The organism is Microbacterium sp. LWO12-1.2 (assembly GCF_040675875.1).
Taxonomy (GTDB): Bacteria; Actinomycetota; Actinomycetes; order Actinomycetales; family Microbacteriaceae; genus Microbacterium.
The window spans coordinates 1,667,561-1,693,534 of sequence record NZ_JBEGII010000001.1; the positions used below are offsets into that span (position 1 = coordinate 1,667,561).

Genomic DNA, 25,974 nt, shown 5'->3' on the forward strand with positions numbered 1-25,974 from the left:
TCCAGCTCAGTCTAGTTCGAGGCGCCGACGGCGCGATCGATGAGCGCGATCACGTTCTCGGTGCCGGTGCGGGTGCCGACCTTCTCGGCCGCTGTCGCCATCGTGGCGATGCGTGCACGGTCATGCAGCAGGGGGACGACGATCCGCCGGACGGCGTCGCCGTCGAAGGTGGCGTCATCGAGCAGTTCCGCAGCGCCCGCCGCGACGGCAGATGCCGCGTTGAGGCGTTGCTCGCCGTTTCCCACGGAGTAGGGCACGTAGAGGGCGGGGATACCCAGGGCGCTGACTTCGCTGACGGTCGCTGAGCCAGAGCGCGAGACGATCAGGTCCGCGAGCGCGAAGGCGAGGTCCATGCGGTCGACGTAGCGGCGCATCGTGTAGCCGTCAGCACCGGGGTCGGGCATGTCGCTGCGCTCACCCGTGACGTGCAGCAGCTGCCAGCCCGCCTCGAGGATGTCTCGCCAGGAGTCCGCCAGGGCCTCGTTCAGCCGTTGCGCGCCGAGCGATCCACCGAACACGAGCAGCACGGGGCGTCCGGCGTCGAGTCCGAAGGCGGTGGCCGCCTCGCCGCGGAGCGCGGCACGATCCAGCGCGATGACCTCGCGCCGCAGGGGCATTCCGACGACCTCGCCGCCGCGCAACGGGGTCCCCTCGAAGGCGACGCCGACGGCAGCGGCCCAGCGCGCACCCAAGACGTTGGCCAGTCCGGGCTTGGCGTTCGCCTCGTGCACCACGAACGGGACGCGCTCACGGCGTGCCGCGACGTAGGCCGGAGCCGAGGCGTATCCCCCGAACCCGACGACCACGTCTGTGCCGTGCGTGCGGATGTGCGCACGCACCTGCGCGATCGCCTTGCGGAAGCGCCCGGGGAACGCGATCGCCTGCCGGTTGGGGCTGCGAGGGAACGGAACCTTGTCGACGACGAGCAGCTCGTAGCCGCGGTCGGGGACGAGCCGGGACTCGAGTCCTTCGGCCGTGCCGAGCACGAGTACATCGGCGTGTGCGTCGCGTTCACGAAGTCCGTCGGCGACGGCGAGCAGGGGGTTGACATGGCCGGCGGTTCCTCCGCCGGCGAGCAAGTACGAGGTCACTTGGTGACCCTACCCCGCCCTGCCGAGGAACCCCGGGGAGCCGTGGGGCGCTGCGTCGCGGCGCCCGGCTCCACCGCGGGAATGGTACGTGCGAACGCCAGCAGCACTCCGCAGGCGAGCAGCACAGCCAGCAGCGCGGTGCCACCCTGCGACATGAACGGCAGCGGCACACCCATCACCGGGAAGATGCCGATCACGACGCCGATGTTGAGCACGGCCTGCCCCACGATCCACACCGTGATGCCACCGGCGGCGACGCGGATGAAGGGATCGTCGGTCTTGCGGATGACGTGGAACGCGCCGATCGTGAAGAACGTGAACAGCGCCAGCACGACGATGCAGCCGATCAGTCCGAGTTCCTCGCCGACGATCGCGAAGATGAAGTCGTTGCCCGCAGCGGGCAACCACCCGTACTTCTCCTGCGAGTTGCCGAGGCCGAGGCCGAAGATCCCGCCGCTGGCCATTCCCCAGACGCCATGGATCGACTGATAGCAGTCGTCGAAGTAGCGGCTCATGTCGTTGCACGGAGCCAGGATGCGGCGCATCCGATCACCGCTTGTCAGCGCCAGAGCCAGCACAGCCACCACGCCGAGGATGACGGGAATGATGAAGAGTCGCAGCTTCACCCCGGCGAAGAACAGGCAGCCCAGCAGCACGAGGACCAACACCATCGCGGTCCCCAGGTCGTGACCTGCCAAGACCGTTCCGATGGCCAGCGCACCGACCGGCACCACGGGGATGAACACCTGGTGCCAGGTACCGAGCATCGCGTGTTTGCGCAACAGCACGTAGGCGACCCACAGGGCCAGAGCGAGCTTGAGGAACTCCGAGGGCTGCAGGGTGAAGCCCGCGATCTTGATCCAGTTCCGGTTGCCGCCGTCCTCGACACCCAGAGGCGTGAACACGAGCAGTTGGAGGGCGATGGCACCGAACAGCGCCGGCCATGCCATGCGCTTGAGGAAGGTGATCGGGAGTCTGCTCACGAGGAACATCAGCGGCACGCCGAGCACGGCGAAGATCCCCTGCCGGAGTGCAGCGCTCCAGGGGCTCTCACCGTTGCCGATCGCCGTGGCGCTGGTCGCCGACAGCACCATCACGAGTCCGAACAGCGTCAGCAGCAGCGCGGTCGACGCGATCATGAGGAACTCGCTCGAGACCGGCACGAAACGACGTCCGAGCGATACGCGAGCTGCGAGACCGCCGGACTCAGATCCCGGAGGGCGGGCCACCTGCGTCATCGTCGCTCCCCCGGTCGATCCACTCACGCACCGCTTCGGCGAAGCGATGGCCGCGATCCGCGTAGCTGGAGAACTGGTCGAAGGATGCCGCAGCAGGAGCCAGCAGGACTGTTCCCTCGCCGTCGACGATCCCGGCCGCGATCTCCACGACGCGATTCATGACCTGTCCAGTGTCACCGGCATCGACCTCGAACACCGGCACCCCGGGCGCGTGTCGTCGGAACGCCGTCACGACCTCGACTCGCTCGACGCCGATCACGACGGCAGCGCTCGCGGTGCGGCCGGCATCGGCGACGAGATCCGAAAGGTCGACCCCCTTGAGATCGCCGCCCACGACCCATACGGCACCCGGATAGGCGCGGAGCGATGACGCCGCGGCATGCGGGTTCGTCGCCTTGGAGTCATCGACCCAGGTGATACCACGATGCCGGGCGATGATCTGGATGCGATGCGCGTCGAGACGGAAGCCCTGGAGAGCCGAGTGGATCGCCTCCGGCTCCACTCCGAGCGACCGCGCCAGAGCGCTGGCAGCCAGGATGTTCTGCACGATGTGCGGAGCGGCGAGTCCGACCCGATCGAGATCGGCGAGCGTGGTCAGTTCGAGGGCGCTGCGAGACCGATCGTCGAGGAACGCGCGGTCGACGAGCAACCCCTCCACGATTCCGAGGTCGCTCGGACCGGGAATTCCGAGGTCGAAGCCGATGGCACGGGCGCCGTCGACGACCTCCGCGTCCTCCACCATCAGCCGGGTGGCCTCATCTGCCTTGTTGTACACGCACGCGACCCGGGTATTGCGGTAGACCAGCGCCTTCGCATCGCGATACGCCTGGGCACTGCCGTGCCACACCAGATGGTCGTCTGCGAGGTTGAGGCACACCGAGGCGTGCGGGAACAGCTCGCCTTCGGCATCGGACTGCCCGAGGTACCAGAGCTGGTGGCTGGAGAGCTCGACGACGAGAACGTCGAAACCGGCGGGGTCGCGCACCGCGTCGAGCACCGGCACACCGATGTTGCCACAGGGCGCCGCGCGTAGTCCCCCTTCGACGAGCAGCGTCGCGGTGAGCTGCGTCGTGGTGGTCTTGCCGTTGGTGCCGGTGATCAGCACCCAGTCGGCCGGAGAGCCATCCGCGCGTACGACCTTGTCGCGCAGGCGCCAGGCGAGCTCGACGTCGCCCCAGAGCGCGATCTCGGACTCCTGGGTCCACCGGATCACGGGATGCGTCGGCGAGAAGCCGGGAGAGGCAATCACGAGCTCGGGGTCGAAGTCGACCAGCGCGGCGGGGACCTCGGCGAGGGAGCCGAGCTCCAGCCGTGCACCGATGATCGGCAGCAACCGGGCGTACTCCTCTTCGGCGGACTCGCTCAGCACCAACACGTCCGCACCGAGCTCCGCCAGCGTGTCTGCGACCGAGAAGCCGGTCATCGACAGGCCGAGCACCGCGACGCGCAGGCCCTTCCAGTCGGCATGCCAGCTGGTCAGGCTCCGCAGACGCTCAGCCGACACGTGTCAGCCACTCCACGTAGAACAGTCCGACGGCGGAGACGGCCAGCAGACCTGCGATGATCCACAGGCGCACCACGATCGTCACCTCGGCCCAGCCCCGCATCTCGAGGTGGTGGTGGAACGGGCTCATCAGGAACAGCCGCTTGCCGCGCGTCAGCTTGAAGTAGGCGCGTTGCAGGATCACCGATCCGGAGGAGAGCACGAACACCCCGGCGATGACCAGGAGCAGGAGTTCGGTGCGGGTCAGGATCGCCATCGCGGTGATCACTCCGCCGATGGCCATCGAGCCCACGTCGCCCATGAAGACCTTCGCCTTGGGGGCGTTCCACCAGAGGAAGCCGATCAGACCGGCGGCGACCGATGCCGCGATGATCGCGAGGTTGAACGGATCGCGCACCTCGTAGCAGCCGCCGAGCGACCCGGGGTCTCCCCCGGCGCAGGGCTGCTTGAACTGCCAGAAGGCGATGACGCTGTATGCACCGACGACGATGACACCGGCGCCGGCAGCGAGTCCGTCGAGTCCGTCGGTGAGGTTGACGCTGTTGGATGTCGCGACACCGATCACGGCGATCCAGGCCAGATACAGAGCCCAGCCGAGCACGATCCCGAAGGCGAAGAGGTTCAGCCAGGTGATGTCACGGAACAACGAGATCGACTCGCTCGCCGGAGTCTGACCGAACTTGTTCGGGAAGTTGAGCGCGACGATCCCGAAGGGAATGATGACGAGCAGCTGGCCGATCACCTTGCGCCAGCCCGACAGCCCGAGACTGCGCTGGCTGCGCACCTTCATGTAGTCGTCGATGAAACCGACTGCGCCGAAGCCGACCATGAGCCAGATGACCAGGAGCGCCGACAGCGCGGGCTGCTCGCCGCTCACGTAGACACCGGTGAAGTAGCCGACGATCGAGCCGGCGATGAAGATCACGCCACCCATCGTCGGGGTGCCACGCTTCGCCTCGTGGCTCGGATTCTCGACGGCCTCGGGGGTGCGGATGACCTGCCCCCAGCCCCACTTCCGGAAGAGCCGGAGGAAGACGGGAGTCAGGAACAGGGTGAAGGCGAGCGAGATCGCCGCCGCCATGATGAGTGACCTCACGAGAACAATTCTCCCAGACGATCGCCGAGATGCCGAAGGCCCACGGAATTGGATGACTTGACGAGCACGCGATCACCGTCACGGAGTTCCGTGCGGAGGTACTCGAACGCCGCGTCCTGGTCGGGCAGGTGGACTGCCTCGCTGTCCCAGGAGCCTTCGCCGACGGCGGAGAGATAGAGCCTGCGGGCTTCGGGGCCGACCACCACGATGCGCTGGATGTTCAGGCGCACGGCGAGCAGGCCGATGCGGTCGTGCTCCTCTCCTGCGCTCTCGCCGAGCTCGCTCATGGCGCCGAGGACAGCGACGGTCCGCTCGTCCGGCCCTGTGATCTGCGCGAGGGTCCGCAGCGCTGCGGCCATCGAATCGGGGCTGGCGTTGTAGGCGTCGTTGATGATGCGCACCCGATCGCTGCCCATCGGCTGCATGCGCCATCGTTCGGCGATCTCGACCGTCTCGAGACGCGCGACGGCGTCTGCGGTCGTGACACCGAGCACGCGAGCCGCGGCGATGGCCGCGAGGGCGTTCGTGATGTGGTGGGCGCCGAGCACGCGCAGGTGCAGGGGGATCCGTTCGCCGTCGGCTTCGATCACGCAGCGGGTTCCCGCAGCGGTGACCTCGATGTCCTGCGCACGCACGTCGGCGGCAGGTCCCTGTCCGAAGCCGACGACGCGCATGCCGCGCGATTCGGCGAGCTCACGCATCGCCGCGACGCGGGAGTCGTCGATGCCCAGCACGGCGGTGCCGTTCGCCATCGCCGCGGAGACGAGCTCCGACTTGGCTTTGGCCGTCTCCTCGATGCCGCCGAATCCTCCGGCATGTGCCATACCGACCATCAGCACGACGGCGATATCGGGCTCGACCAGGCCGGCCAACCGGGCGATGCTGCCCGGAGCCGCGGCGCCGAACTCGCTGACGAGGAAACGGGTGCTCCGAGTGACACGGAGCATCGTGACCGGAGCGCCGACCTCGTTGTTGTACGAGTTGATCGGTGCGACCGTCTCCCCCTCATCGGTGAGGATGCGGGCGAGGAAGTTCTTGGTGGTGGTCTTGCCGTTCGAGCCGGTGATGCCGACGATGCGCAGGTCGCCGTCGGCACGCACCCGTGCGACGACCTCGCGAGCCAGCTCGGCCAGAGCGGTGATCACGTCGGCGACCACGATCTGCGTGACGTCCTCATCGACCGGGCGCTCGACGATCGCGAGAGCGGCTCCTGCCTCGACGGCTGCCCCGACGAACCGGTGACCGTCGGTCTCGGCGCCGGGTTTCGCCACGAAGATCGACCCCGGCGCCATGACGCGGGAGTCGGTGTCGACGACGCCGTCGACGACGCTCTCGGCGGAATCGGTTCCGGCGAGGCGCAGTTCACCGCCGACAGTTGCGGCGATCTCAGCAAGCGACAGGGCGATCATGACATCTCCAGGCGCGGCTTTCGCCGGCTATTCGAACTTGGGAAGCAACTCATCCATCGGTACGGAGGACGGCATCACGCGATAGGTCTTCATCACCTGCGTCATCGCCTTCTGGAAGGCGGATGCGGTGGCCGCGGACGATACAACCTTAGTCGGCTCGTCCAGAGTGACCACGACGACGTACTGCGGATCGTCCACGGGCGCGAAGCCCACCATGCTCGTGTAGTACACCCCGGCCTTGTATCCGCCCTTGCCGTCGGGAACCTGCGCGGTACCGGTCTTGCTGGTCACGCGATAGCCGGGAACCTGGATGCGCTCGGCGTTGCCGCCCTGCACCGCGACGTTCTCGAGCATGCGCGTGAGGTCGGCGGCTGTCTGCTCGGTGACGATCTGCTCGTGCTTCGGCTCCTCGGCCGCGACCACGGTGCCATCCGGCTGAGTGCAGGACTCGATCAGCGACAGGTCGATCTTCTCGCCGCCGTTCGCGATCGCCTGGTACGCCCCGGCGACCTGTGCGGCGGTGACGGTGAAGAACTGGCCGAACGTGGTGGTGTACAGCGACTGGTTGTCCCACTCGCTCACGGGGTGCAGGGTGCCGGAGACCTCGGTCGGGAAGCCGATCGTGTCCGTACCGACACCGAACCGCTGAAGATAGTCGTAACGCACCTCGGGGCTGACCGTCGTACCGAACTTCGACAGGGCGACGTTCGACGAGTCGATCAGCGCACCGGCGAGCGTGTAGTTGTAGGCCGCATGCGAGAACGCATCGTTGATCACGGCGCCGTTCGGGAACTTCTCTCGAGAGGATGCGCTCACCGTGCTGAGGGGTGTGAGGCCTGCCCCCTCCATCGCGGCTGCCGCGGTGATGGCCTTGAAGGTCGATCCGGGCTCGAAGTCGTGGTGGAAGATCTCGCTGCCCCAGTCGTCGGCCGTCATCGACCCGAGGTCGTTGGGGTCGAGCGCCGGCCACTCCGCCGCAGCGCGGATCTTTCCGGTCTTGACTTCGACGACCGTCACCGTTCCGCCCTTGGCGCCCTGCTTCTGGGCCTCCTCGGTGATCATCTGCTGCAGGTACCAGTTCAGGTCGCTGTTGATGGTCAGTTGCACGGTGCCGCCGTCGACCGCGTTCACGGTGCGTTCGCTCCCGGGGATGACGACCCCGTCCTTGCCGATGCGGTAGCTCTCCTCGCCGTCGACGGGCGCGAGGCAGGACTGCTCCATCTGCTCGATGCCCGCCTGTGCCTTGCCGCTGCCGTCGAGGAATCCGACGATGTTCCCCGCGACCGCGCCGTTGGGGTACACCCGGGTCTCGCGCGCTTTCATGTGCAGGTAGGCGAGCTTCAGGTCGCGCAGCTCGATGTACTGATCCGTCGTGAGCGACTTCTTCAGCTGGACGTACTGGCTCTCGGGGTTCTCGGCGAGAGCGTTCGCCACGAGCGCGCGCACCTCGTCGCCGGTCTGGCCGGTGACCGCTGCGATCTTGTCCGCGGCTTCGTCCCAGGGGACCTTGGGCTCCTTCTTCTCCAACTCGGTGATCACGAGCGGGCTGAGCTCCGCGTCGTAGACCATCACGCTCGAGGCGAGCACTGTGCCGTTCGAGTCGACGATCGCCCCCCGTTGCCCGGGGATGCTGTCGCCCTTGCCGATGTGCTTGAGCGAGTTGTTGACGTGCTCGTCGGCGCTCACGACCTGGATGTCGACCAGACGCACGACGAAGACGGCGAGCACCGCGAGGATCACGGCGAGGGCGACGACTGTCCGTCGCCGCGGTCCGCGGGTGGCTCGTGTCGTCATGGGATCTCTCCGTCGGATCGTGTGCGGTCTGCGTGCGGGTCGGCTAGTGCGTCGTGGGGCTGGGGAGGCCGTCGGTGATCGCCGGCGGAAGGTCCTGCGTGGCCGGATCGACCGCGCTGTTCTCCGGCACAGGGGTGTCGACGGGAGGAGCGGTGATGAGCGCGTTGCTCACGGCACCGCTGCCGTTCGGGTCGACGGTCGATGTCCAGTCCGCGCCGGATCCGACACCGAACACCGCACCGTCGCTCAGGCGCAGGTACGAGGGAGACCCTGCGACCACCATGCCGAGATCCGAGGCCGCACTCGCGAGCGCCTGGGGAGAGCTGAGCCCTGTCAGCTCCTCTTGGAGGGCGTGTGTGCGCAGGTTGAGCTCGCGCTGCTGCGATGACAGGTCGGCGAGTACGAACGAGTCCTGCGTGATCGCGAGAGACAGCCCGATCTGCGCTGCTCCGATCGCGAGCGCTCCGCCGAGCGCCATGAGCGCGTACGCCAGCTTGGGCTTGCGACGAGGCTTGCTCTCGGTGACCGGGCGCAGCCGGCGCTCGGGTGCGCGTGCGGGTGCCGGCGTGACCGGCAGCGCCGGCTTGCGGACGGTGGCGTTCAGGCTCATGCGCGGTCCCGCACCTTCTCGGCGGCCCGCAGCCGCACCGGGATCGCCCGGGGGTTGCGTGCGCGTTCGGCGTCGTCGGCAAGCTCTGCGCCCTTGGTGAGGATGCGGAAGCGAGGAGCGTGCTCAGGCAGTTCGACCGGAAGCCCCGCAGGGGCGGTCGAGGCGGCAGCCGCGGCGAACGCCTGCTTCACGAGGCGGTCCTCCAGCGACTGGTACGACATCACGGCGATGCGACCGCCGACGTTCAGTGACTCCATGGCTGACGGGATGGCGTCGGCGAGGACGTTGAGCTCGGCGTTGACCTCGATGCGCAGCGCTTGGAAGACCCGCTTCGCCGGATGCCCAGCGCGCTGAGCGGCTGCCGGTGTCGCGGCGATCAGGATCTCGACGAGCTCGCCCGACCGCAGGATCGGCTTCTTCTGCCGAGCATCGATGATGAAGCGCGCGTAGCGGCCGGCCAGCTTCTCCTCGCCGTAGCGCTCGAAGATGCGGCGGAGGTTTCCCTCGTTGTAGGTCGCGATGACCTCGGCGGCGGTGATGCCCTTGGTCTGATCCATCCGCATGTCGAGCGGCGCATCCTTGGAGTACGCGAAGCCGCGCTCGGCCTCGTCGAGCTGCAGCGAAGAGACGCCGAGGTCGAAGAGGATCGCCGAAGCTCCCTGCGCGTGCAGCCCGATCTCGTCGTAGACGGTGTGGACGAGCGTGACGCGGTCCCCGAACGGGGCGAGCCGCTCCCCCGCGATGCGCAGGGCATCGGTGTCGCGGTCTAGTCCGATGAGTCGGATGTGGGGGAAGCGCTCGAGGAATGCTTCGGAGTGGCCGCCCATGCCGAGAGTGGCATCGACGAGCACGGCTCCGTCCGCGTGCAGGGCAGGGGCGAGCAGCTCGACGCAGCGGTCGAGCAGTACGGGGGTGTGAATGTCTCGGAGGTTCATGATCTTTCTCGGGGTGACCTTCGGCTCTGATCCCCCTCCGCTTCTCGACCCGGCACCGGGGAAGTGTGTCGGGGCGGGAGCGGCGGGGCATCACAGCCGTGGTCAGAAGAGTCCCGGAATCACCTCCTGCTCGAGGTCGGAGTAGGTCTCCTCGCCGGCGGCGAGGTAGGTGTTCCAGCTCTCGGCGTCCCAGATCTCGGCGTGGGCGCCGACTCCGGTGACGATGAGTTCCTTCTGCAGCCCTGCGTACTGACGCAGGTGGGCGGGGATGGTGATGCGGTTCTGGCTGTCTGGCATCTCCGCACTCGCACCGGAGAGGAACAGTCGCATGAAGTCACGCGCCTGCTTGTTCGCGAGCGGAGCCTGACGGATCCGCTCGTGCATCGCCTCGAACTCGGCCGTGCTGAAGACGTAGAGGCAGCGTTCCTGACCTCGGGTGACGACGATGCCGCCGCCGAGGTCTTCACGGAACTTCGCGGGAAGGATGACCCTTCCTTTGTCGTCCAGCTTCGGTGAATGCGTCCCTAGCAACATCGGCCATCACCCCCTCTGCGTCCGGCCAACTCGAGGTGCGCCCCACTTTACTCCACTTTCCTCCACATTCCTACGGTCAATCGCGGCGAAGACGCCCATCACGGCACGGCGTCGCTTGAGATTCCGCGGAATCTCGCGGTGGAGGAAGGTGGAGGGCCAGTGGAGGGACCACAGGGCAGGCCGGCGTAATCGCGCGCGCCGAAAACCGGCGTCATGCGACCGCATATACGAAGAAGGCCCGGATGCTCAGAGCATCCGGGCCTTCTTCAGAAGTAAGTGGAGGGGCGGTCAGCGACCGTCCTGTCGCCGATCCCATCGGTCGTTCATGCGATCCATGAAGGATGCGGAGTCCTGCCGCTTGGCGGAGGCGGCTTCACGCGGCACAGCCGGAGTGGTGCGTCGCACGGGCGTGACGGCGAACATCACACCGGCCAGCATGGCGGCGAATCCGATGACACCGACCACGATGCCCCAGACGTCGCCGATGATCACTCCGGCGACCAGCGCACCGACGCCGGCCAGCAGCAGCAGTGCACCGTAGACGAGGTTGCGATAGCTCAGTGTGCGATCACCTGACGGCGCGCTCACGACGTCTGCGTCGTTGTGGAGGAGATGGCGTTCCATCTCATCGAGCAGACGCTGCTCCTGTTCGGAGAGTGGCATTTCGTCCCCCTCGGGTATTCGTTCATCCATTCTACGCGCGCCCGGGCATCCGGGGCTAGCAGTTCGGCTCCTCCTTGCTTTACGTATGCTGGGAGTGTGCCATCCCCCACTCCGATCCAGGACGCCGTCGCCCTCCGTCTGGAGCGATTCATCGCACAGATGCGTAGCGAATCCGACGAGTACGGCCCCGATGCCGCGAGCTTCCTCGACGCGGCGGCGGAGACGCTGATCGGGGGCAAGCGACTGCGCGCTCGTTTCTGCCACGCCGGGTGGCGAGCAACCGCACGTTTCCTTGACCGAAGCGCCATCGAGACCGACACGCTGTGGGATGTCTGCGCCGCATTGGAGATCTTCCAGTCGGCCGCGCTCGTCCATGACGACCTGATCGACAACTCCGACACCCGCCGCGGCCGACCCGCTGCGCATCGAGCTCTCGAGAACTCGCACCGAGCCGCGCGCTGGACAGGCGACGCCGCCGCATTCGGCCGCGCATCGGCGATCCTGCTCGGCGACCTTCTCGTAGCCTGGAGCGACGATCTGCTGGAGTCCGCGCTCGATTCCCATCCCTTCGCCCGCACGGTCCGCGCCGAATATGCGCGCATGAGGCGCGACGTCACGACGGGACAGTTCCTCGACATCGCGGAGGAGTCCGCCTGGATAGTGAACGAGAACGGCACTCATGCCGACCGCGCGCTGCGCATCGCATCCCTCAAATCGGCGCGATACAGCATCGAGCAACCGCTGATCCTCGGCGCGGCCCTCGCCGGCGCTGATGCCGACCAGGTGCAGGCGCTGCGCCGATTCGGCCGACCGGTCGGAATGGCGTTCCAGCTGCGCGACGACGTCCTTGGCGTGTTCGGCGATGCCGCCGTCACCGGGAAACCCGCGGGCGACGACCTTCGGGAGGGAAAGCGGACGGTTCTGGTCGCCCTCACCCGCGAAGCCCTCGATTCCCCCGCACGGACCGTCTTCGACGAGATGCTCGGCGACCCGGAGCTGACCGCGCAGCAGGTGTCGTTCCTGCAGGCGACCATCGAAGGGTCAGGCGCTCTGGAGCGCATCGAGACGATGATCGCCGATTACGCGCGAGAGGCCGATCAGGCCCTCAGCGGCGCGCGGCTCGACAACGCCGCCGTCGGGGATCTGCGCGATCTGGCGCGCGCAGCGACCGTCCGTTCCGCCTGAAGCGACCGAAGGATTCGGCCTCAGACGAGCGTCCGGGCCACGCGACGGACTTCGCTCTTGTGCCCTGCCAGCAGCGCGGCGATCGGGGAACGGCCGAGGCTCTCGTCTTCCTCGAGCAGCCAGTCGATGAGCTCGTCATCGGTGAATCCGGCGTCCTGCAGCACGATGATCGTGCCACGCAGAGAGCTGAGCGGCTGGCCGTCGACGATGAACACGGCGGGAACGGCGAAGACGCCCGTACGGCGAGATCCGACGAGGTAGTGGTCGTCGATGAGTCGGCGCACACGTCCGAGCGGTTCATCGAGCGCTTCGACCAGGTCGGGCATCGTCAGCCACTCGGCGGCAGGGTTCACAGCAACGTTCTCAGACACGTTGCCCACTATCTCACCTCAGAACGCGCACCGCATATCGGCACTCCAGTCACATCCGTCACTTCAGTCACTTCTGTTGACTTCTATTTACTTCCGTGTCAGCGTGTCAGGAGCTCGAAAAGGGGGCAACCTTGAGACTGCACACCGCCACGCGTCGCACGCGTCACATTCAGCTGGGAGTGCCCGCAGCCGTGTTGGGGGCATTGGCCGGGACCCTCGCCGTGTCTCCCGCAGCCGCCGCTTCGCAGGAGACCGCGCCGATCGAACGATTCCACGGCTCCGGCCGCCTCGTGCCGGCGCAGTCGGCGCCGGCGAGCTACGTCGTGCGCGCCGGGGACACGATTTCGGCGATCGCGGGACGCTACGGCCTCCGCACTGCCGACGTGCTGACCTGGAACGGCCTCTCTTGGCGCTCGGTGATCTACCCAGGGCAGACGCTCAGGCTCCTCGCCCCCGCGACAGCCCCGGCACCGGTGGCCTCGCCCGCCGCCGCCCCCTCGACCTCCGCGCACACCGTCGTCGCCGGCGACACCGTCTACGGCATCGCGAACAAGTACGGCACGACCGTCGACGCCGTGCTGGCGGCCAACGGGCTCACGCGCGCATCGATCATCTACCCCGGGCAGAAGCTCGCCGTCTCGGGCGGTTCGACGCCGTCGACGGCCGCCGCACCGGCAGCGGTCGTGGCTCCCGCAGCCACGACATCCACGCGCACGCACACCGTCGTCGCCGGCGACACAGTCTTCGCGATCGCTCAGAAATACGGTACGAGCACGCAGGCGCTCTTCGCATTGAACGGCCTCGCCTCGTCGTCGATCATCTACCCTGGGCAGCAACTGATCGTCGAACAGGCTGCCGCGACGGCAGCGGCAGCCACTCCGCCCACCACCTCCCTGGACGCCGAGCAGATCGCCGCTGCGACCCTCATCATCCGCATCGGCCGGGAACTCGGCGTCTCCGACCGCGGGATAGCGATCGCCCTGGCGACCGGGATGGTCGAGTCCGGTCTGCGCAATCTCGGCTGGGGCGACCGGGACTCCCTCGGGATCTTCCAACAACGGCCGAGCACTGGATGGGGAACTCCCGCCCAGGTACAGGATGCCGACCGCAGCACACGCGTCTTCTATGGCGGGCCGCACGACCCCAACGGCAGCGTGACGCGCGGACTGCTCGACATCCCCGGCTGGGAGCAGCTGTCGTTCACCGACGCCGCTCAGGCGGTCCAGATCTCGGCATATCCGAACCGATACGGCCAGTGGGAGACCCAGGCGTACCAGTGGCTCGCCGCACATGGATGAGTGCGGTTCAGAAAACCCGAAGGCCTCAGGGGTGAGCCGTTCCCCAGGCTTTCAGGCAGTTCTCCATAGAATTCTGACGTGACGTCCAATCAGCAGGCCGACCCCCTCATCGGGCGGCTTGTCGACGGCCGCTACAGAGTGAGGGCCAGAATCGCCCGAGGCGGCATGGCCACCGTGTACGTCGCGACCGACCTGCGCCTCGAGCGACGCATCGCGCTCAAGGTGATGCACGCGCATCTCAGCGACGACTCCGCCTTCCAGAGCCGCTTCATCCAGGAGGCGCGCTCCGCCGCCCGCCTCGCGGACCCCCACGTCGTCAACGTCTTCGACCAGGGACAGGACGGCGAGCTCGCCTACCTGGTGATGGAGTATCTGCCGGGAATCACCCTGCGCGAGCTGCTCCGTGAGCAGAAGCGCCTCACGATCCCCCAGACCATCACGATCATGGATGCCGTGCTCGCGGGGCTGTCCGCCGCCCATCGCGCCGGCATCGTCCATCGCGACGTCAAGCCGGAGAACGTGCTGCTCGCCGAGGACGGCCGCATCAAGATCGGCGACTTCGGCCTGGCGCGAGCGACCACGGCCAACACCGCCACCGGTCAGCAGCTTCTCGGTACGATCGCCTACCTCGCGCCGGAGCTCGTGACGCGGGGAACCGCCGATGCCCGCAGTGACATCTACGCGCTCGGCATCATGCTCTACGAGATGCTGGTCGGCGAGCAGCCGTACAAGGGCGAGCAGCCGATGCAGATCGCGTTCCAGCACGCGACCGAATCCGTGCCACGACCGAGTGTGCGCAACCCCGCCGTGCCTGAGCAGCTCGACGAGCTCGTGCTCTGGGCGACGGAGAAGTCCCCGGACGAGCGTCCTGACGACGCCCAGCAGATGTTGGAGCGCCTCCGCGAGATCGAGCGCTCACTGGGGGTCGCGCCCGCCGCCGCCACTCCCCACACGCAGCCGATGCGTTCTCAGGCGGACTCGGGCGACCTCACGAAGGTGATGCCCGGAACCATGGTCATCACCGATCCGACGGCTCCCGCGCCGCAGACGATCGACAACGCGACCATCCTGCGCCGACGCGCCTCGAAGCGACGAGCCCGCGGAGCGTTCCTGCTCACCCTCGTACTGCTGCTGGCCGTGCTGGCCGGTGGCGTCGGATGGTGGTTCGGTTCCGGTCCTGGATCGCTGATAGCCGTGCCCGCCATCGCCGGAGACACGTACGAAGATGCCTCCGCTGCCCTCATCGACGCCGGCTTCGTACCGGTCAGGGCCGAGGAGAACTCCATCGACGTCGATCGCGACATCGCGATCCGCTCCGACCCCGACACGGGCGCACGCCTCGACAAGGGCGCCGAGGTGACCGTCTATGTCTCGCTCGGGCCAGCGTCGCACACCTCTGACGCGCTGAACGGCAAGACCGAGAGCGACGCCAGGGAGTATCTCAGCGGACTCAACGTGAACGTGACGGATGATCCGCTCATCCTGTTCTCCGATGCCGATGCCGGCATCGTCATCAACGCGTACGTCACCCCGCGGGCCGGCGGTGAGGCCTACGCGTGCGGCGATGGATGCGAGATCCTCGAGGACGACACGGTGGAGCTCTATGTCTCCGCCGGCGCCTTCCCCGATGTGTCTGGCATGAGCGTGGATGAGGCCACGTCGACGCTGACCGACAAGAAGCTCCTGGTCGCCGACGAGTCCCGTTACGAGTTCAGCGGCAGTGTCGAGAAGGACCGCGTGATCGGGGTCTCGGACCGGGCTTCGGAAGGCAACTGGCGTCCCGGCGACACCGTGCAGCTCATCGTGTCGAAGGGCCCGGAGCTCTTCCCCGTCCCCGATGTGGAAGGCATGACTCGAGATGTCGCCGCGCAGACGATCAGGGACGCAGGTTTTGAGCCAGTGTGGAACGGCATCTGGAGCGCTTTCCCGAACGACTTCACCGAAGTCACCGGTTCAGATCCCGGTGCCGGCGATCAGCGCGTGAAGGGAACCAAGATCACGCTCCAGATTCGCAGTAGTCCCTTCTAGCCGTTCAGCGGCTGCTAACCCCACGACAATGCGAAATGCCCCCGCCATTCCTTGACGGGGGCATTTCTTTGCGTGCGGCGCGTCAGCGCTTCTCAAGCTCCTCGGCCACGAGGAAGGCGAGTTCGAGCGACTGCATGTGGTTCAGACGCGGGTCGCACAGGCTCTCGTAGCGGGTGCCGAGTGCGGCCTCGTCGATCTGCTCCGAACCGCCCAGGCACTCCGTGACGTCGTCGCCGGTCAGCTCGACATGGATGCCACCGGGGAACGTGCCCACCGCGCGGTGCGCCTCGAAGAAGCCACGGACCTCGTCGACGACGTCGTCGAAACGACGGGTCTTGTATCCGGTCGGCGTGGTGATGCCGTTGCCGTGCATCGGGTCGGTGACCCACAGCGGCTGTGCACCAGAATCGCGGACGGCTTCCAACAGCGGCGGAAGTGCATCGCGGATCTTGCCGGCGCCCATGCGCGTGATGAAGGTCAGGCGACCCGGCTCACGGTTCGGGTCGAGCTTGTCGATCAGCGCGAGGGCGGTGTCCGGCGACGTGGTCGGTCCGAGCTTGACGCCGATGGGGTTGCGGATCTTGGAGAAGTAGTCGACGTGCGCGCCATCGAGTTCGCGCGTGCGTTCACCGATCCAGAGGAAGTGCGCCGAGGTGTTGTACGGGGTGTCCGTGCGGGAGTCGATACGTGTCATCGGCCGCTCGTAGTCCATGAGCAGACCTTCATGACCGGTGAAGAACTCGACGCGCTTCAGCTCGTCGAAGTCCGCGCCGGCGGCCTCCATGAACTTGATGGCGCGGTCGATCTCGGCGGCCATGCGCTCGTAGCGCTGGTTCGCCGGGTTCTGCGCGAAGCCCTTGTTCCACGAGTGCACCTCGCGGAGGTCGGCGAAGCCGCCCTGCGTGAACGCACGGATGAGGTTCAGGGTGGATGCCGCGGTGTGGTAGCCCTGGAGCAATCGACCAGGGTCAGCCTGGCGCGAGCCCTCCGTGAAGTCGTACCCGTTGACGATGTCACCGCGGTAGGCAGGCAGCGTCACGTCGCCACGCGTCTCGGTGTCGCTCGAGCGCGGCTTGGCGAACTGCCCGGCCATGCGGCCCATCTTGACGATCGGCATCGATGCGCCATAGGTCAGCACGACGGCCATCTGCAGAACGGTCTTGATGCGGTTGCGGATCTGCTCCGCGGTCGCACCGGCGAAGGTCTCTGCGCAGTCGCCACCCTGGAGCAGGAATGCCCGACCGGATGCCGCGCGAGCGAGGCGATCCCGAAGGTTGTCGACCTCACCGGCGAACACCAGGGGCGGAAGCCCGGCGATCTGCTTGGAGACCTCGGCGACGCGGGCGGCGTCATGCCATTGCGGCTGCTGTTTGATGGGGAGCGAGCGCCACGCGTCCAGGGCGTCGATGTCGTGCGGGAGCATCCTCCCAGCCTAGTGGGCGCGCGGTGTGCGGGACGCCTCAGGAGCGCTGTGTGACGCGCGACGGAAGACGGTCCTTCACGGTCGACGCGTAGACGTCCTCGTAGTGCTGTTCGCCGAGCCGCTGAAGGGCGACCATGATCTCATCCGTGACGGAGCGGAGGATGTAGCGATCGTTCTCCATGCCCGCGTAACGGGAGAAGTCGAGAGGCTCACCGATCACGATTCCGACACGCACGACCCGCGGCAGCCGTTGTCCGATCGGCATCGCGGTATCGGTGTCGACCATGACGACAGGGATGACCGGGACCTTGGCCTCCAGTGCCATCCGGGCGATGCCCGTGCGCCCGCGGTAGAGCTTGCCGTCGGGGCTGCGCGTGCCCTCGGGGTAGATCCCGAGAAGGTCGCCTCCCCCGAGCACCTGCAGCCCCGTGTTCAACGACGCCTCGGACGCTTTGCCGCCGGAGCGGTCGATCGGCAGCTGTCCGGTGGCCTTCATGAAGAACTTCGTCGCCCAGCCCTTGGGACCTCGACCGGTGAAGTAGTCGCTCTTGGCGAGGAACGACATCCGCCGATCGATCACCAGGGGAAGGAAGATCGAGTCGGCGAAGGAGAGGTGGTTGCTGGCCAGGATCGCCGCACCGTTCGCGGGCACGTTGTTGCGACCCACGATCCAGGGACGGAAGATCCCTTTGACCAAGGGGCCGATCACCACGTACTTCATCAGCCAGTAGAACATCGAGGTGAAGTCTAGCGCCGCGCTCGGCGTCCGCCATGGCCTCTCGCTTGCGAAGCGCTAGATAGCGACTGGGTTTCACCTTCTGTGCGACCGCGTCTCATGCTCTAGACTCGAACGCAACCCGTCCTGACAGGTACCGAAGGAGCTGCCGTGGTCCAGTTCGAAGTCCCCGCGATCGTCCCCGCCGACCCCCAAGCGAACATCGCCGATCTCCTGGTCGAGCGTGTCAAGGCCACCCCGGATCGGGCTCTGTTCTCCGTGCCTGACGGCGACGGATGGCGTGACATCTCCGCCGCCGACTTCCAGACCGCGGTCATCGCCGTGGCCAAGGGATTCGTCGCCGCCGGCATCCAGCCCGGCGAGAAGGTCGGATTCCTGGCGCGCACCACCTACGAGTGGACGCTGATCGACTTCGCCCTCTTCTATGCAGGAGCGGTGATGGTCCCCATCTACGAGACCAGCTCCCCCTCGCAGATCCAGTGGATCATGGAGGACTCGGGAGCGATCTCGCTCATCGTCGAATCCCCTGAGCACTTCGCCCGGGTCGACGAGGTGCGCAGTGAGCTGCCGCTCATCCGCGAGATCTGGCAGCTGCACCTGGGTGCCATCGACTCCCTCACCGCGCAGGGAGCATCAGTCGACGACGCCGAAATCGAACGACGCCGCAACCTGGCCGTCGGATCCGACATCGCGACGCTGATCTACACGTCCGGCTCGACCGGCCGCCCCAAGGGCTGCGTGCTGACGCACAGCAATTTCGTCGAGCTGTCCCGCAACTCGGCGAAAGCACTGAACGACGTCGTGCAGACGCCGGGCGCATCCACGCTGCTGTTCATCACGACCGCGCACGTGTTCGCGAGGTTCATCTCGATCCTCGACATCCACGCCGGTGTGCGCACGGGACACCAGCCGGACACCCGTCAGCTCCTCCCGGCGCTCGGTTCGTTCAAGCCCACCTTCCTCCTCGCCGTGCCGCGCGTCTTCGAGAAGGTGTACAACTCGGCCGAGCAGAAGGCGGAGGCCGGCGGCAAGGGCAAGATCTTCCGTGCGGCCGCAGACGTCGCGATCGAGCACTCCAAGCTCGTCGAGGCCGGCTCGAAGATCCCCTTCGGGATGAAGCTGAAGTTCGCGCTGTTCAACAAGCTGGTCTACAGCAAGCTGCGCGAGGCCATGGGCGGCAACGTCGTCTATGCCGTCTCCGGCTCCGCTCCCCTCGGCTCGCGCCTGGGGCACTTCTTCCACAGCCTCGGCGTCGTCATCCTCGAGGGCTATGGCCTGACCGAGACGACCGCCCCCGCGACAGTGAACCTGGCAGACAAGTCGAAGATCGGCACGGTCGGCCCCGCCCTCCCCGGCGTCGGAGTCCGGCTTGCGGACGACGGCGAGATCGAGGTGCGCGGAATCAACGTCTTCAAGGAGTACTGGAACAACGAGGCGGCGACGGCAGAGGCGTTCAGCGAGGGCGGCTGGTTCCGCACCGGCGACATCGGCAGCTTCGACTCCGAGGGATTCCTGACGATCACCGGCCGCAAGAAGGAGATCATCGTGACCGCCGGCGGCAAGAACGTCGCCCCGGCCGCGCTCGAGGACCCCATCCGCGCGAACCCGATCATCGGACAGGTCGTCGTGGTCGGAGATCAGAAGCCGTTCATCTCGGCGCTGATCACCCTCGATCCGGAGATGCTGCCGACCTGGCTCGCGAACAACGGACTTCCGTCCGACCTGTCGCTCGCGGATGCCTCGAAGAACGCGGCCGTCCGCGCCGAGATCCAGAGCGCCGTGGACGCGGCCAATGCGCGGGTCTCCCGCGCCGAGTCGATCCGCAAGTTCACGATCCTCGACTCCGAGTGGACCGAGGCATCCGGGCATCTCACTCCGAAGCTCTCGATCAAGCGCAACGTGATCATGAACGACTTCGCCGATGAGATCTCCGCGCTCTACGACGAGCCGGTCGCCACGACCAACATCGCGATCGGCGGCTGACGCCACGGGGCGACCTGTCCCCCTCTCTACGAAACGGCCCCCTTGCGCACGAGCGCGAGGGGGCCGTTTCGTGTCAGAAGGAGGAACCGGTCAGAACCACTCGCTCTCGCGGACCTCACGCATCGCGGTCCGCCGAGTCTCGGCGTCGAGCCGCGAGAGATAGAGCTTGCCGTCGAGATGATCCGTCTCGTGCTGGAGGGCCTGCGCCAGCAGCCCCTCCCCTTCGAGCACGACCGGCTGCCCGTCGAGATCGATGCCTTCGACTCGCGCCCACGGATGCCGCTGGGCGTCATGCCAGAGACCCGGCACCGAGAGACAGCCTTCACCGGTCGGCACCGGCTCGCCTCGAACCTCGGTCAGCACCGGATTCAGCACGTAGCCGATGTCGCCGTCGATGTTGTAGCTGAAGGCCCGCAGGGCCACGCCGATCTGCGGAGCGGCAACGCCGGCGCGTCCGGGGAGTTCGACAGTGTCGATGAGGTCTGCGACCAGCGCCCGCACTCCGTCGTCGATGTCGTCGATCGGGGCGCACACGGTGCGCAGCACGGGGTCTCCGAAGATGCGGATCTCGCGCACCGTCATCAGGCTGCCTTGCCCCGAAGGCCCTCGACCAGCAACGCGGCGAGCTCTCGCGCCGCCGCCCTGGTCTCCGGCTGCAGATTCGCGAAGACGATCGTGCCGCCTCCCGCGATCTGGGTGTCATACGGCATCCGCACCACGCGCTTGGCGCGGGTCGCGAAGTGGGACTCCAGCTCATTCAGGCGCACGAGCGGAGCGCCGGGCGTCGACTGGTTCAGCACGACGATCGCATCGCGCGCCTGCTCCGCATACCCGTTCGTCTCGAGCCAGGTGAGCGTCTCGGAGGCGAGTCTGGCCTCGTCGACGCTGAGACCCGACACGATCACGATCTGATCGGCCAAGTCGAGCGTCGCCGCCATCACAGAGTGCACGATCCCGGTACCGGTGTCGGTGAGTACCAGCGAGTAGTAGTGCGCGGCCACGCCCGCGACATCGCGGTAGTCGTCGTCGCTGAACGCCTCGGCGATACGGGGATCCGCGTCGGACGCCAGGACGTCGAGCCGCGTCGCATCTCGGGCGACGATCGCCGAGATGTCGTGGTAGCCCTTCACCTCGTCGTGGATGCGGACGAGATCTCGCACCGACTTCGAGTGGTGCGGGCGCACCACACGGTCGGCGAGCGTGCCGCGGTCAGGATTGGCATCGACCGCGATCACGCGGTCCTCTCGCGCATCCGCGAGCGCCATCCCCAGCAGTGCGGTGATCGTCGTCTTGCCGACGCCGCCCTTGCGGGACAGCACCGGGACGAATCGAGCACCGCCGACGAGCGGCGCGGCGATCCGTGCGGTCAGCGCCTTGCGATCCTTGGCTCGCTTGCCGTCGCCGATGTTGATGCGACGACCGGACACTGTGTAGAGGAAGTGGCTCCACGCCCCCTCCGGCTCCGGCTTGGCGACGCGATGCGGGTCGAGGAGCCGATCCGCGGTGAGCAGGTCGGCGGTCTCCCGACCCGACTCGCTCAGGTCGTCCAGTCGCTTCGAGGTCAGCGTCACCTCCGCACGCGCTGCGGCGCGCGTGGGCTGGGTGACGACCGCCTTCTCTTCGGGGGTGGTCACGGGGGCGGTCTCCTTCTCGATCGGCGCGGATGCGGCCGGCGCGAGCGTCGCCTTCTCGGCCGACGCATCGGCATTCGCTCTGGCCAGGAATCGCGCGGCGATCGCGGCTTCCTCGGCCGCGGACGTCTCGTCGTCGACGACGACCGCATCCGTGATGGTCTCCGCGGGCGCGATGATCGGCGACCGCGACCCGGGTGTCTCTTCGATCACCGCGTCGATGACGATATCGTCCGCGGGCGCTGGGGTCGTGGAGGGGCGGGGCGCGGGCTTCGCCGCGGCCGCAGCGGGCGTCAGCGCAGGTGACGGCGCTTCGGGTTCGGGGGCTGCCGGAGTCTGCACCTCTGACCCCGTCACCTCGGGAGTGTTGATCTCGGGGACCTTCACCGCCGGAGCCTCGACTTCAGGCACCGTGGCCTCAGGAGCCTGGCGCTTAGGAACCTTCGCGTCAGTCCGGTTCTCCTCGGGTGCCTTCGCTTCGGGTACGACGGCCTCGGTCGCCGGCTCCGCAGGTGCCGGATTCGTGGCCGTCGCCGGCTTCTTCTTCGACTTCTTCGTGGTGCTCGCCTTCGACGCCGACTTGAGGAGGCCGGTGGTGGCCGTCTCGGACACGAGCGGATGCGGTTCCGGTTTCGCCGCCGACGCAGCGGATGCCGAGACCGGTGCCACGGCCTCGGCCTCGAGCGGCGAGATCGCGGTGGTCGACGCCACCGCGTCGGGCATCTTCACGCTTTCTATGGACACCTCGTCGACGATGAGATCCGCCACGACTTCGCCGTCCAGAACGCCGTCGTCATCGAGATCGTCGTCCTCGTCCTGAGGAAGGACGACGTTCACCTGCGCGGTCCCGCTGAGGATGCCGATGACGGCCGTGTCCACGGACGCGGCGTCATCGAGCACCCCCAACGAGTTCTCATCGAGAGGGTCTGAGGTGTTCTTCGGGGTCACGGTGTCACTCCAAGCCTGTGCGGGCCTCGGGTGCGCACATGGTGCGCGGCCCTCGCCCGCACAAGATTAGTGCGAGGGACGGATCACGACCAAAAGATCTCCCGCATCCACCTGCTGCGTCTCGGCGATCGCGTGGCGCTCGACGACTCCGTCGACGGGCGAGGTGATGGCCGCTTCCATCTTCATCGCCTCGATCGAAGCGACCGGTTCGCCGGCCCTGACGACAGCACCGATCTCGGCCTTGAGCGTCACCACACCCGAGAACGGAGCGGCCACCTGACCGGGCACCGAGGTGTCGGCCTTCTCGACCTCGTGCGCGTCCACCGCGATGGAACGGTCACGGATGAACACCGGGCGCAGCTGACCGTTCAGCGTCGTCATGACGGTGCGCATGCCCCGATCGTCGGCGTCGCCGATGGCTTCGAGCCCGACGTAGAGCTGCACGCCCCGATCGATCTCGATCAGGTGCTCCTGTCCCTGCACCAGGCCGTAGAGGTAGTCGCTCGTGTCGAGCACCGAGAGGTCGCCGAACAGCTCGCGCATCTGCGTGAACTCCTGGGTCGGCGCGGGGAACAGCAGCGTGTTCAGCCGCGCGCGTCGCGTGACGCTGTCGCCGCCGAGGGCCGCTTCGTCGTCCGCTGTGAGGGCCGTCACACCAGGCCGCACCGAGCGACCGGCGAGGACCTTCGTGCGGAAGGGCTCCGGCCATCCGCCCGGCAGGTCGCCCAGCTCTCCGGCCATGAAGCCCACGACCGAGTCCGGCACATCGTACTTCTCGGGGTTCGCCTCGAAGTCGGCGGGGTCGGCCTTGACGGCGGCGAGGTGCAGGGCGAGGTCGCCGACCACCTTCGACGACGGCGTCACCTTCGGCACCCGTCCGAGGATGCGGTCCGCCGCGGCGTACATGTCCTCGATGAGTTCGAAGTCGTCGGCGAGACCGAGCGCCTTCGCCTGCTGGCGCAGGTTGGACAGCTGGCCGCCAGGGATCTCGTGGTGGTAGACACGGCCGGTGGGGCCGGGCAGGCCAGACTCGAAAGGCGCGTACTGGTGACGGACCGCCTCCCAGTAGGGCTCGAGATCGGATACTCCCGCGAGATCGATGCCGCTGTCGCGGTCGGTGTGCGCGAGTGCGGCGACGAGTGCGGACAGCGAGGGCTGGCTGGTCGTTCCCGACAGCGGGGCGGATGCCGCATCCACGGCATCGACTCCCACCGCGCTGGCGGCGAGCAGGGTCGCGAGCTGACCGCCGGGCGTATCGTGCGTGTGCAGGTGCACCGGGAGGTCGAAGCGCTCGCGGAGTGCAGCGACGAGCTTCGCTGCGGCCGCAGGACGCAGGAGTCCCGCCATGTCCTTGATCGCGATGATGTGCGCTCCGGCGTCGACGATCTGCTGGGCGAGCCCCAGGTAGTAGTCGAGCGTGTAGAGATCCTCGGCCGGATTGAGCAGGTCGCCGGTGTAGCACAGCGCCACTTCGGCGACCGCGGTGCCGGTGCGGCGCACCGCGTCGATCGCCGGTCGCATCTGCTCGACGTCGTTGAGCGCGTCGAAGATGCGGAAGATGTCGACTCCGCTCGCCGCGGCCTCGGCGACGAAGGCATCGGTCACGGCCGTCGGGTACGGCGTGTAACCGACCGTGTTGCGCCCCCGCAGCAGCATCTGGATCGCGACGTTCGGCAGCGCGGACCGCAGCTTGTCGAGACGCTCCCAGGGATCTTCGCCGAGGAACCGGAGAGCGACGTCGTAGGTCGCGCCACCCCACGCCTCGACAGAGAGCAGGCCAGGGGTCAGCTGTGAGATGTACGGCGCGGCAGCGACGAGGTCCTTCGTACGCACACGCGTGGCGAGCAGCGACTGGTGAGCGTCGCGGAACGTCGTGTCGGTGATCGCGAGCGCGGTCTGCTCTCGCAGGCTGCGCGCGAAGCCCTCGGGGCCGAGTTCGAGCAGTCGCTGGCGAGAGCCGGGGACCGGCTGCGCGGTCAGGTCGACGGCCGGGAGCTTGGTCCGCGGGTCCACGACACCGGGGTGCGCGCCGTGCGGCTTGTTGACGGTGACGTCCACGAGCCAGTTCAGCATCTTGGTGCCGCGGTCCTTCGACACCCGACCACGCAGGAGCTCAGGGCGCTCGTCGATGAACGAGGTGCTGACGTCACCGGCGATGAAGGCCTCGTCCTCGAGCAGCGCCTGGAGGAACGGGATGTTGGTGGAGACGCCGCGGATGCGGAACTCGGCCAGCGCACGGCGCGCACGCGCGACCGCTGCGGGGAAGTCGCGCCCGCGACACGTGAGCTTGGCGAGCATCGAGTCGAAGTGCGGGCTGATCTGCGCACCCTGGTGCACGGTTCCGCCATCGAGGCGGATGCCGGCGCCGCCGGGAGAACGGTATGTGGTGATCTTGCCCGTGTCGGGGCGGAAGCCCTGGGTCGGATCCTCCGTGGTGATACGGCACTGGAGCGCCGCCCCACGAAGGTGCAGGTTCTCCTGCTGCAGCCCCAGCTGCGCAAGGGACTGCCCGGCGGCGATCCGCATCTGGCTCTGGACGAGGTCGACGTCGGTCACCTCCTCGGTCACCGTGTGCTCGACCTGGATGCGCGGGTTCATCTCGATGAACACGACCTCGCCGGCGCGCTCCCCCGCGGTCTCCAGCAGGAACTCGACCGTTCCGGCGTTCTCGTAGCCGATCGACCGTGCGAATGCGACCGCGTAGCCGTGCAGGGCGGTGCGGATACTGTCATCCAGGTTCGGGGCCGGAGCGATCTCGACGACCTTCTGGTGACGACGCTGCACCGAGCAGTCGCGCTCGAAGAGGTGGACGGTCTCGCCGGTCTTGTCAGCGAGGATCTGCACTTCGATGTGGCGTGGCCGCACCACCGCCTGTTCCAGGAACATGCGCGCGTCGCCGAACGCACTGGCCGCCTCGCGCATCGCCTCCGCGAGCGCCGGCGCCAGCTCATCGGCCGTCGCGACACGCCGCATACCGCGACCGCCACCGCCGGCGACGGCCTTCGCGAAGAGCGGGAATCCGATCTCCTCCGCCTGGGATACCAGGAGCTCGACGTCGTCCGAGGCCTCGGTCGATCGCAGCACCGGCACGCCGGCTTCGATCGCGTGCCGCTTGGCCTCGACCTTGTTGCCCGCCATCTCGAGCACCGCGGCCGGCGGTCCGATGAAGACGATGCCGTTCGCGGCTGCCTTCTCCGCCAGCTCAGGGTTCTCGGACAGGAACCCGTATCCCGGGTAGATCGCATCGGCGCCGGACTCGCGCGCGACGCGGATGATCTCGTCGACGCTGAGGTAGGCGCGCACGGGGTGACCGCGCTCGCCGATCTCGTAGGCTTCGTCCGCCTTCAGCCTGTGCACGGAACCGCGGTCCTCGTGCGGGAAGACGGCGACGGTCCTGGCTCCGACTTCGACAGCCGCACGGAAGGCACGAATTGCGATCTCGCCGCGATTGGCCACAAGGATCTTCTTGAACATGCACACCTCTGATAGCTCGATGT

Annotated in this window: 20 protein-coding genes; 4 read left to right on the forward strand and 16 right to left on the reverse strand. The window is 67.5% G+C overall.

The annotated features are described in order from the left end of the window. Positions 1 to 11 precede the first annotated feature (11 nt). From MRBLWO12_RS07980 to MRBLWO12_RS08025, 10 genes are all read right to left on the reverse strand, one after another. The gene (locus MRBLWO12_RS07980) at positions 12 to 1,091 is read right to left on the reverse strand and encodes a UDP-N-acetylglucosamine--N-acetylmuramyl-(pentapeptide) pyrophosphoryl-undecaprenol N-acetylglucosamine transferase (RefSeq protein WP_363554335.1); all 1,080 of its coding nucleotides are present in this window, start codon (positions 1,089 to 1,091) and stop codon (positions 12 to 14) included. Then, the gene (ftsW, locus tag MRBLWO12_RS07985) at positions 1,088 to 2,329 is read right to left on the reverse strand and encodes a putative lipid II flippase FtsW (RefSeq protein ID WP_363554337.1); all 1,242 of its coding nucleotides are present in this window, start codon (positions 2,327 to 2,329) and stop codon (positions 1,088 to 1,090) included. Before ftsW ends, MRBLWO12_RS07980 begins: the two co-directional genes overlap by 4 nt. Further along, entirely contained in the window at positions 2,298 to 3,833 is a 1,536-nt protein-coding gene (gene murD / locus MRBLWO12_RS07990) for a UDP-N-acetylmuramoyl-L-alanine--D-glutamate ligase (RefSeq protein ID WP_363554339.1), read from the reverse strand. The genes ftsW and murD overlap by 32 nt, the downstream gene beginning before the upstream one ends. After that, positions 3,823 to 4,929, reverse strand: a complete 1,107-nt coding sequence (mraY, locus tag MRBLWO12_RS07995; RefSeq protein WP_363554341.1) for a phospho-N-acetylmuramoyl-pentapeptide-transferase — start codon at positions 4,927 to 4,929, stop codon at positions 3,823 to 3,825. The genes murD and mraY overlap by 11 nt, the downstream gene beginning before the upstream one ends. Continuing rightward, the gene (locus tag MRBLWO12_RS08000) at positions 4,926 to 6,338 is read right to left on the reverse strand and encodes a UDP-N-acetylmuramoyl-tripeptide--D-alanyl-D-alanine ligase (RefSeq protein ID WP_363554343.1); all 1,413 of its coding nucleotides are present in this window, start codon (positions 6,336 to 6,338) and stop codon (positions 4,926 to 4,928) included. Before MRBLWO12_RS08000 ends, mraY begins: the two co-directional genes overlap by 4 nt. Before the next feature lie 27 nt (positions 6,339 to 6,365). Next, positions 6,366 to 8,132 carry a peptidoglycan D,D-transpeptidase FtsI family protein gene (locus MRBLWO12_RS08005; RefSeq protein WP_363554345.1) on the reverse strand — a complete coding sequence of 589 codons (1,767 nt, stop codon included), beginning with the start codon at positions 8,130 to 8,132 and terminating at the stop codon, positions 6,366 to 6,368. A gap of 43 nt (positions 8,133 to 8,175) precedes the next feature. Continuing rightward, positions 8,176 to 8,742: a hypothetical protein gene (locus MRBLWO12_RS08010; protein ID WP_363554347.1), complete on the reverse strand. Its 567-nt coding sequence runs from the start codon at positions 8,740 to 8,742 to the stop codon at positions 8,176 to 8,178. Next, on the reverse strand, positions 8,739 to 9,677 hold the full coding sequence (rsmH, locus tag MRBLWO12_RS08015) for a 16S rRNA (cytosine(1402)-N(4))-methyltransferase RsmH (protein ID WP_363554349.1): 939 nt from the start codon (positions 9,675 to 9,677) through the stop codon (positions 8,739 to 8,741). The genes MRBLWO12_RS08010 and rsmH overlap by 4 nt, the downstream gene beginning before the upstream one ends. 102 nt (positions 9,678 to 9,779) lie before the next feature. Further along, positions 9,780 to 10,211, reverse strand: a complete 432-nt coding sequence (gene mraZ / locus MRBLWO12_RS08020; RefSeq protein WP_029261553.1) for a division/cell wall cluster transcriptional repressor MraZ — start codon at positions 10,209 to 10,211, stop codon at positions 9,780 to 9,782. A 288-nt stretch (positions 10,212 to 10,499) separates the two neighbouring features. Beyond that, complete coding sequence (locus MRBLWO12_RS08025) at positions 10,500 to 10,874, reverse strand: DUF3040 domain-containing protein (protein ID WP_363554352.1); 375 nt, start codon at positions 10,872 to 10,874, stop codon at positions 10,500 to 10,502. A 96-nt stretch (positions 10,875 to 10,970) separates the two neighbouring features. Between MRBLWO12_RS08025 and MRBLWO12_RS08030 the strand changes: the two genes are divergently transcribed. After that, the gene (locus MRBLWO12_RS08030) at positions 10,971 to 12,059 is read left to right on the forward strand and encodes a polyprenyl synthetase family protein (RefSeq protein ID WP_363554354.1); all 1,089 of its coding nucleotides are present in this window, start codon (positions 10,971 to 10,973) and stop codon (positions 12,057 to 12,059) included. A 20-nt stretch (positions 12,060 to 12,079) separates the two neighbouring features. Here the strand turns inward: MRBLWO12_RS08030 and MRBLWO12_RS08035 are convergent, their stop codons facing one another. Then, a complete protein-coding gene (locus MRBLWO12_RS08035; RefSeq protein ID WP_414685459.1) occupies positions 12,080 to 12,439 on the reverse strand; it encodes an Rv2175c family DNA-binding protein in 360 nt (119 codons plus the stop codon). A gap of 122 nt (positions 12,440 to 12,561) precedes the next feature. Between MRBLWO12_RS08035 and MRBLWO12_RS08040 the strand changes: the two genes are divergently transcribed. Both MRBLWO12_RS08040 and pknB read left to right on the forward strand, forming a co-directional pair. Further along, on the forward strand, positions 12,562 to 13,728 hold the full coding sequence (locus MRBLWO12_RS08040) for a LysM peptidoglycan-binding domain-containing protein (RefSeq protein ID WP_363554358.1): 1,167 nt from the start codon (positions 12,562 to 12,564) through the stop codon (positions 13,726 to 13,728). A gap of 78 nt (positions 13,729 to 13,806) precedes the next feature. Beyond that, the gene (pknB, locus tag MRBLWO12_RS08045) at positions 13,807 to 15,756 is read left to right on the forward strand and encodes a Stk1 family PASTA domain-containing Ser/Thr kinase (RefSeq protein WP_363554360.1); all 1,950 of its coding nucleotides are present in this window, start codon (positions 13,807 to 13,809) and stop codon (positions 15,754 to 15,756) included. An 82-nt stretch (positions 15,757 to 15,838) separates the two neighbouring features. On the opposite strand, the gene MRBLWO12_RS08050 is transcribed toward pknB, so the two are convergent. Beyond that, positions 15,839 to 17,179: a class II 3-deoxy-7-phosphoheptulonate synthase gene (locus MRBLWO12_RS08050; RefSeq protein WP_141871630.1), complete on the reverse strand. Its 1,341-nt coding sequence runs from the start codon at positions 17,177 to 17,179 to the stop codon at positions 15,839 to 15,841. Between the two features lie 37 nt (positions 17,180 to 17,216). Continuing rightward, the gene (locus tag MRBLWO12_RS08055; protein WP_141871629.1) at positions 17,217 to 17,915 is read right to left on the reverse strand and encodes a lysophospholipid acyltransferase family protein; all 699 of its coding nucleotides are present in this window, start codon (positions 17,913 to 17,915) and stop codon (positions 17,217 to 17,219) included. Between the two features lie 150 nt (positions 17,916 to 18,065). Here MRBLWO12_RS08055 and MRBLWO12_RS08060 point away from each other — a divergent pair, with 150 nt between their 5' ends. Further along, positions 18,066 to 19,898: an AMP-dependent synthetase/ligase gene (locus MRBLWO12_RS08060; RefSeq protein ID WP_363554362.1), complete on the forward strand. Its 1,833-nt coding sequence runs from the start codon at positions 18,066 to 18,068 to the stop codon at positions 19,896 to 19,898. Between the two features lie 90 nt (positions 19,899 to 19,988). On the opposite strand, the gene def is transcribed toward MRBLWO12_RS08060, so the two are convergent. From def to MRBLWO12_RS08075, 3 genes are all read right to left on the reverse strand, one after another. Next, positions 19,989 to 20,480 carry a peptide deformylase gene (gene def, locus MRBLWO12_RS08065; protein WP_363554364.1) on the reverse strand — a complete coding sequence of 164 codons (492 nt, stop codon included), beginning with the start codon at positions 20,478 to 20,480 and terminating at the stop codon, positions 19,989 to 19,991. Continuing rightward, positions 20,480 to 22,477, reverse strand: coding sequence for a MinD/ParA family ATP-binding protein (locus tag MRBLWO12_RS08070; RefSeq protein WP_363554366.1), 1,998 nt, complete (start codon positions 22,475 to 22,477; stop codon positions 20,480 to 20,482). The genes def and MRBLWO12_RS08070 overlap by 1 nt, the downstream gene beginning before the upstream one ends. A gap of 66 nt (positions 22,478 to 22,543) precedes the next feature. Then, positions 22,544 to 25,951: a pyruvate carboxylase gene (locus MRBLWO12_RS08075; RefSeq protein ID WP_363554368.1), complete on the reverse strand. Its 3,408-nt coding sequence runs from the start codon at positions 25,949 to 25,951 to the stop codon at positions 22,544 to 22,546. Positions 25,952 to 25,974 lie beyond the last annotated feature (23 nt).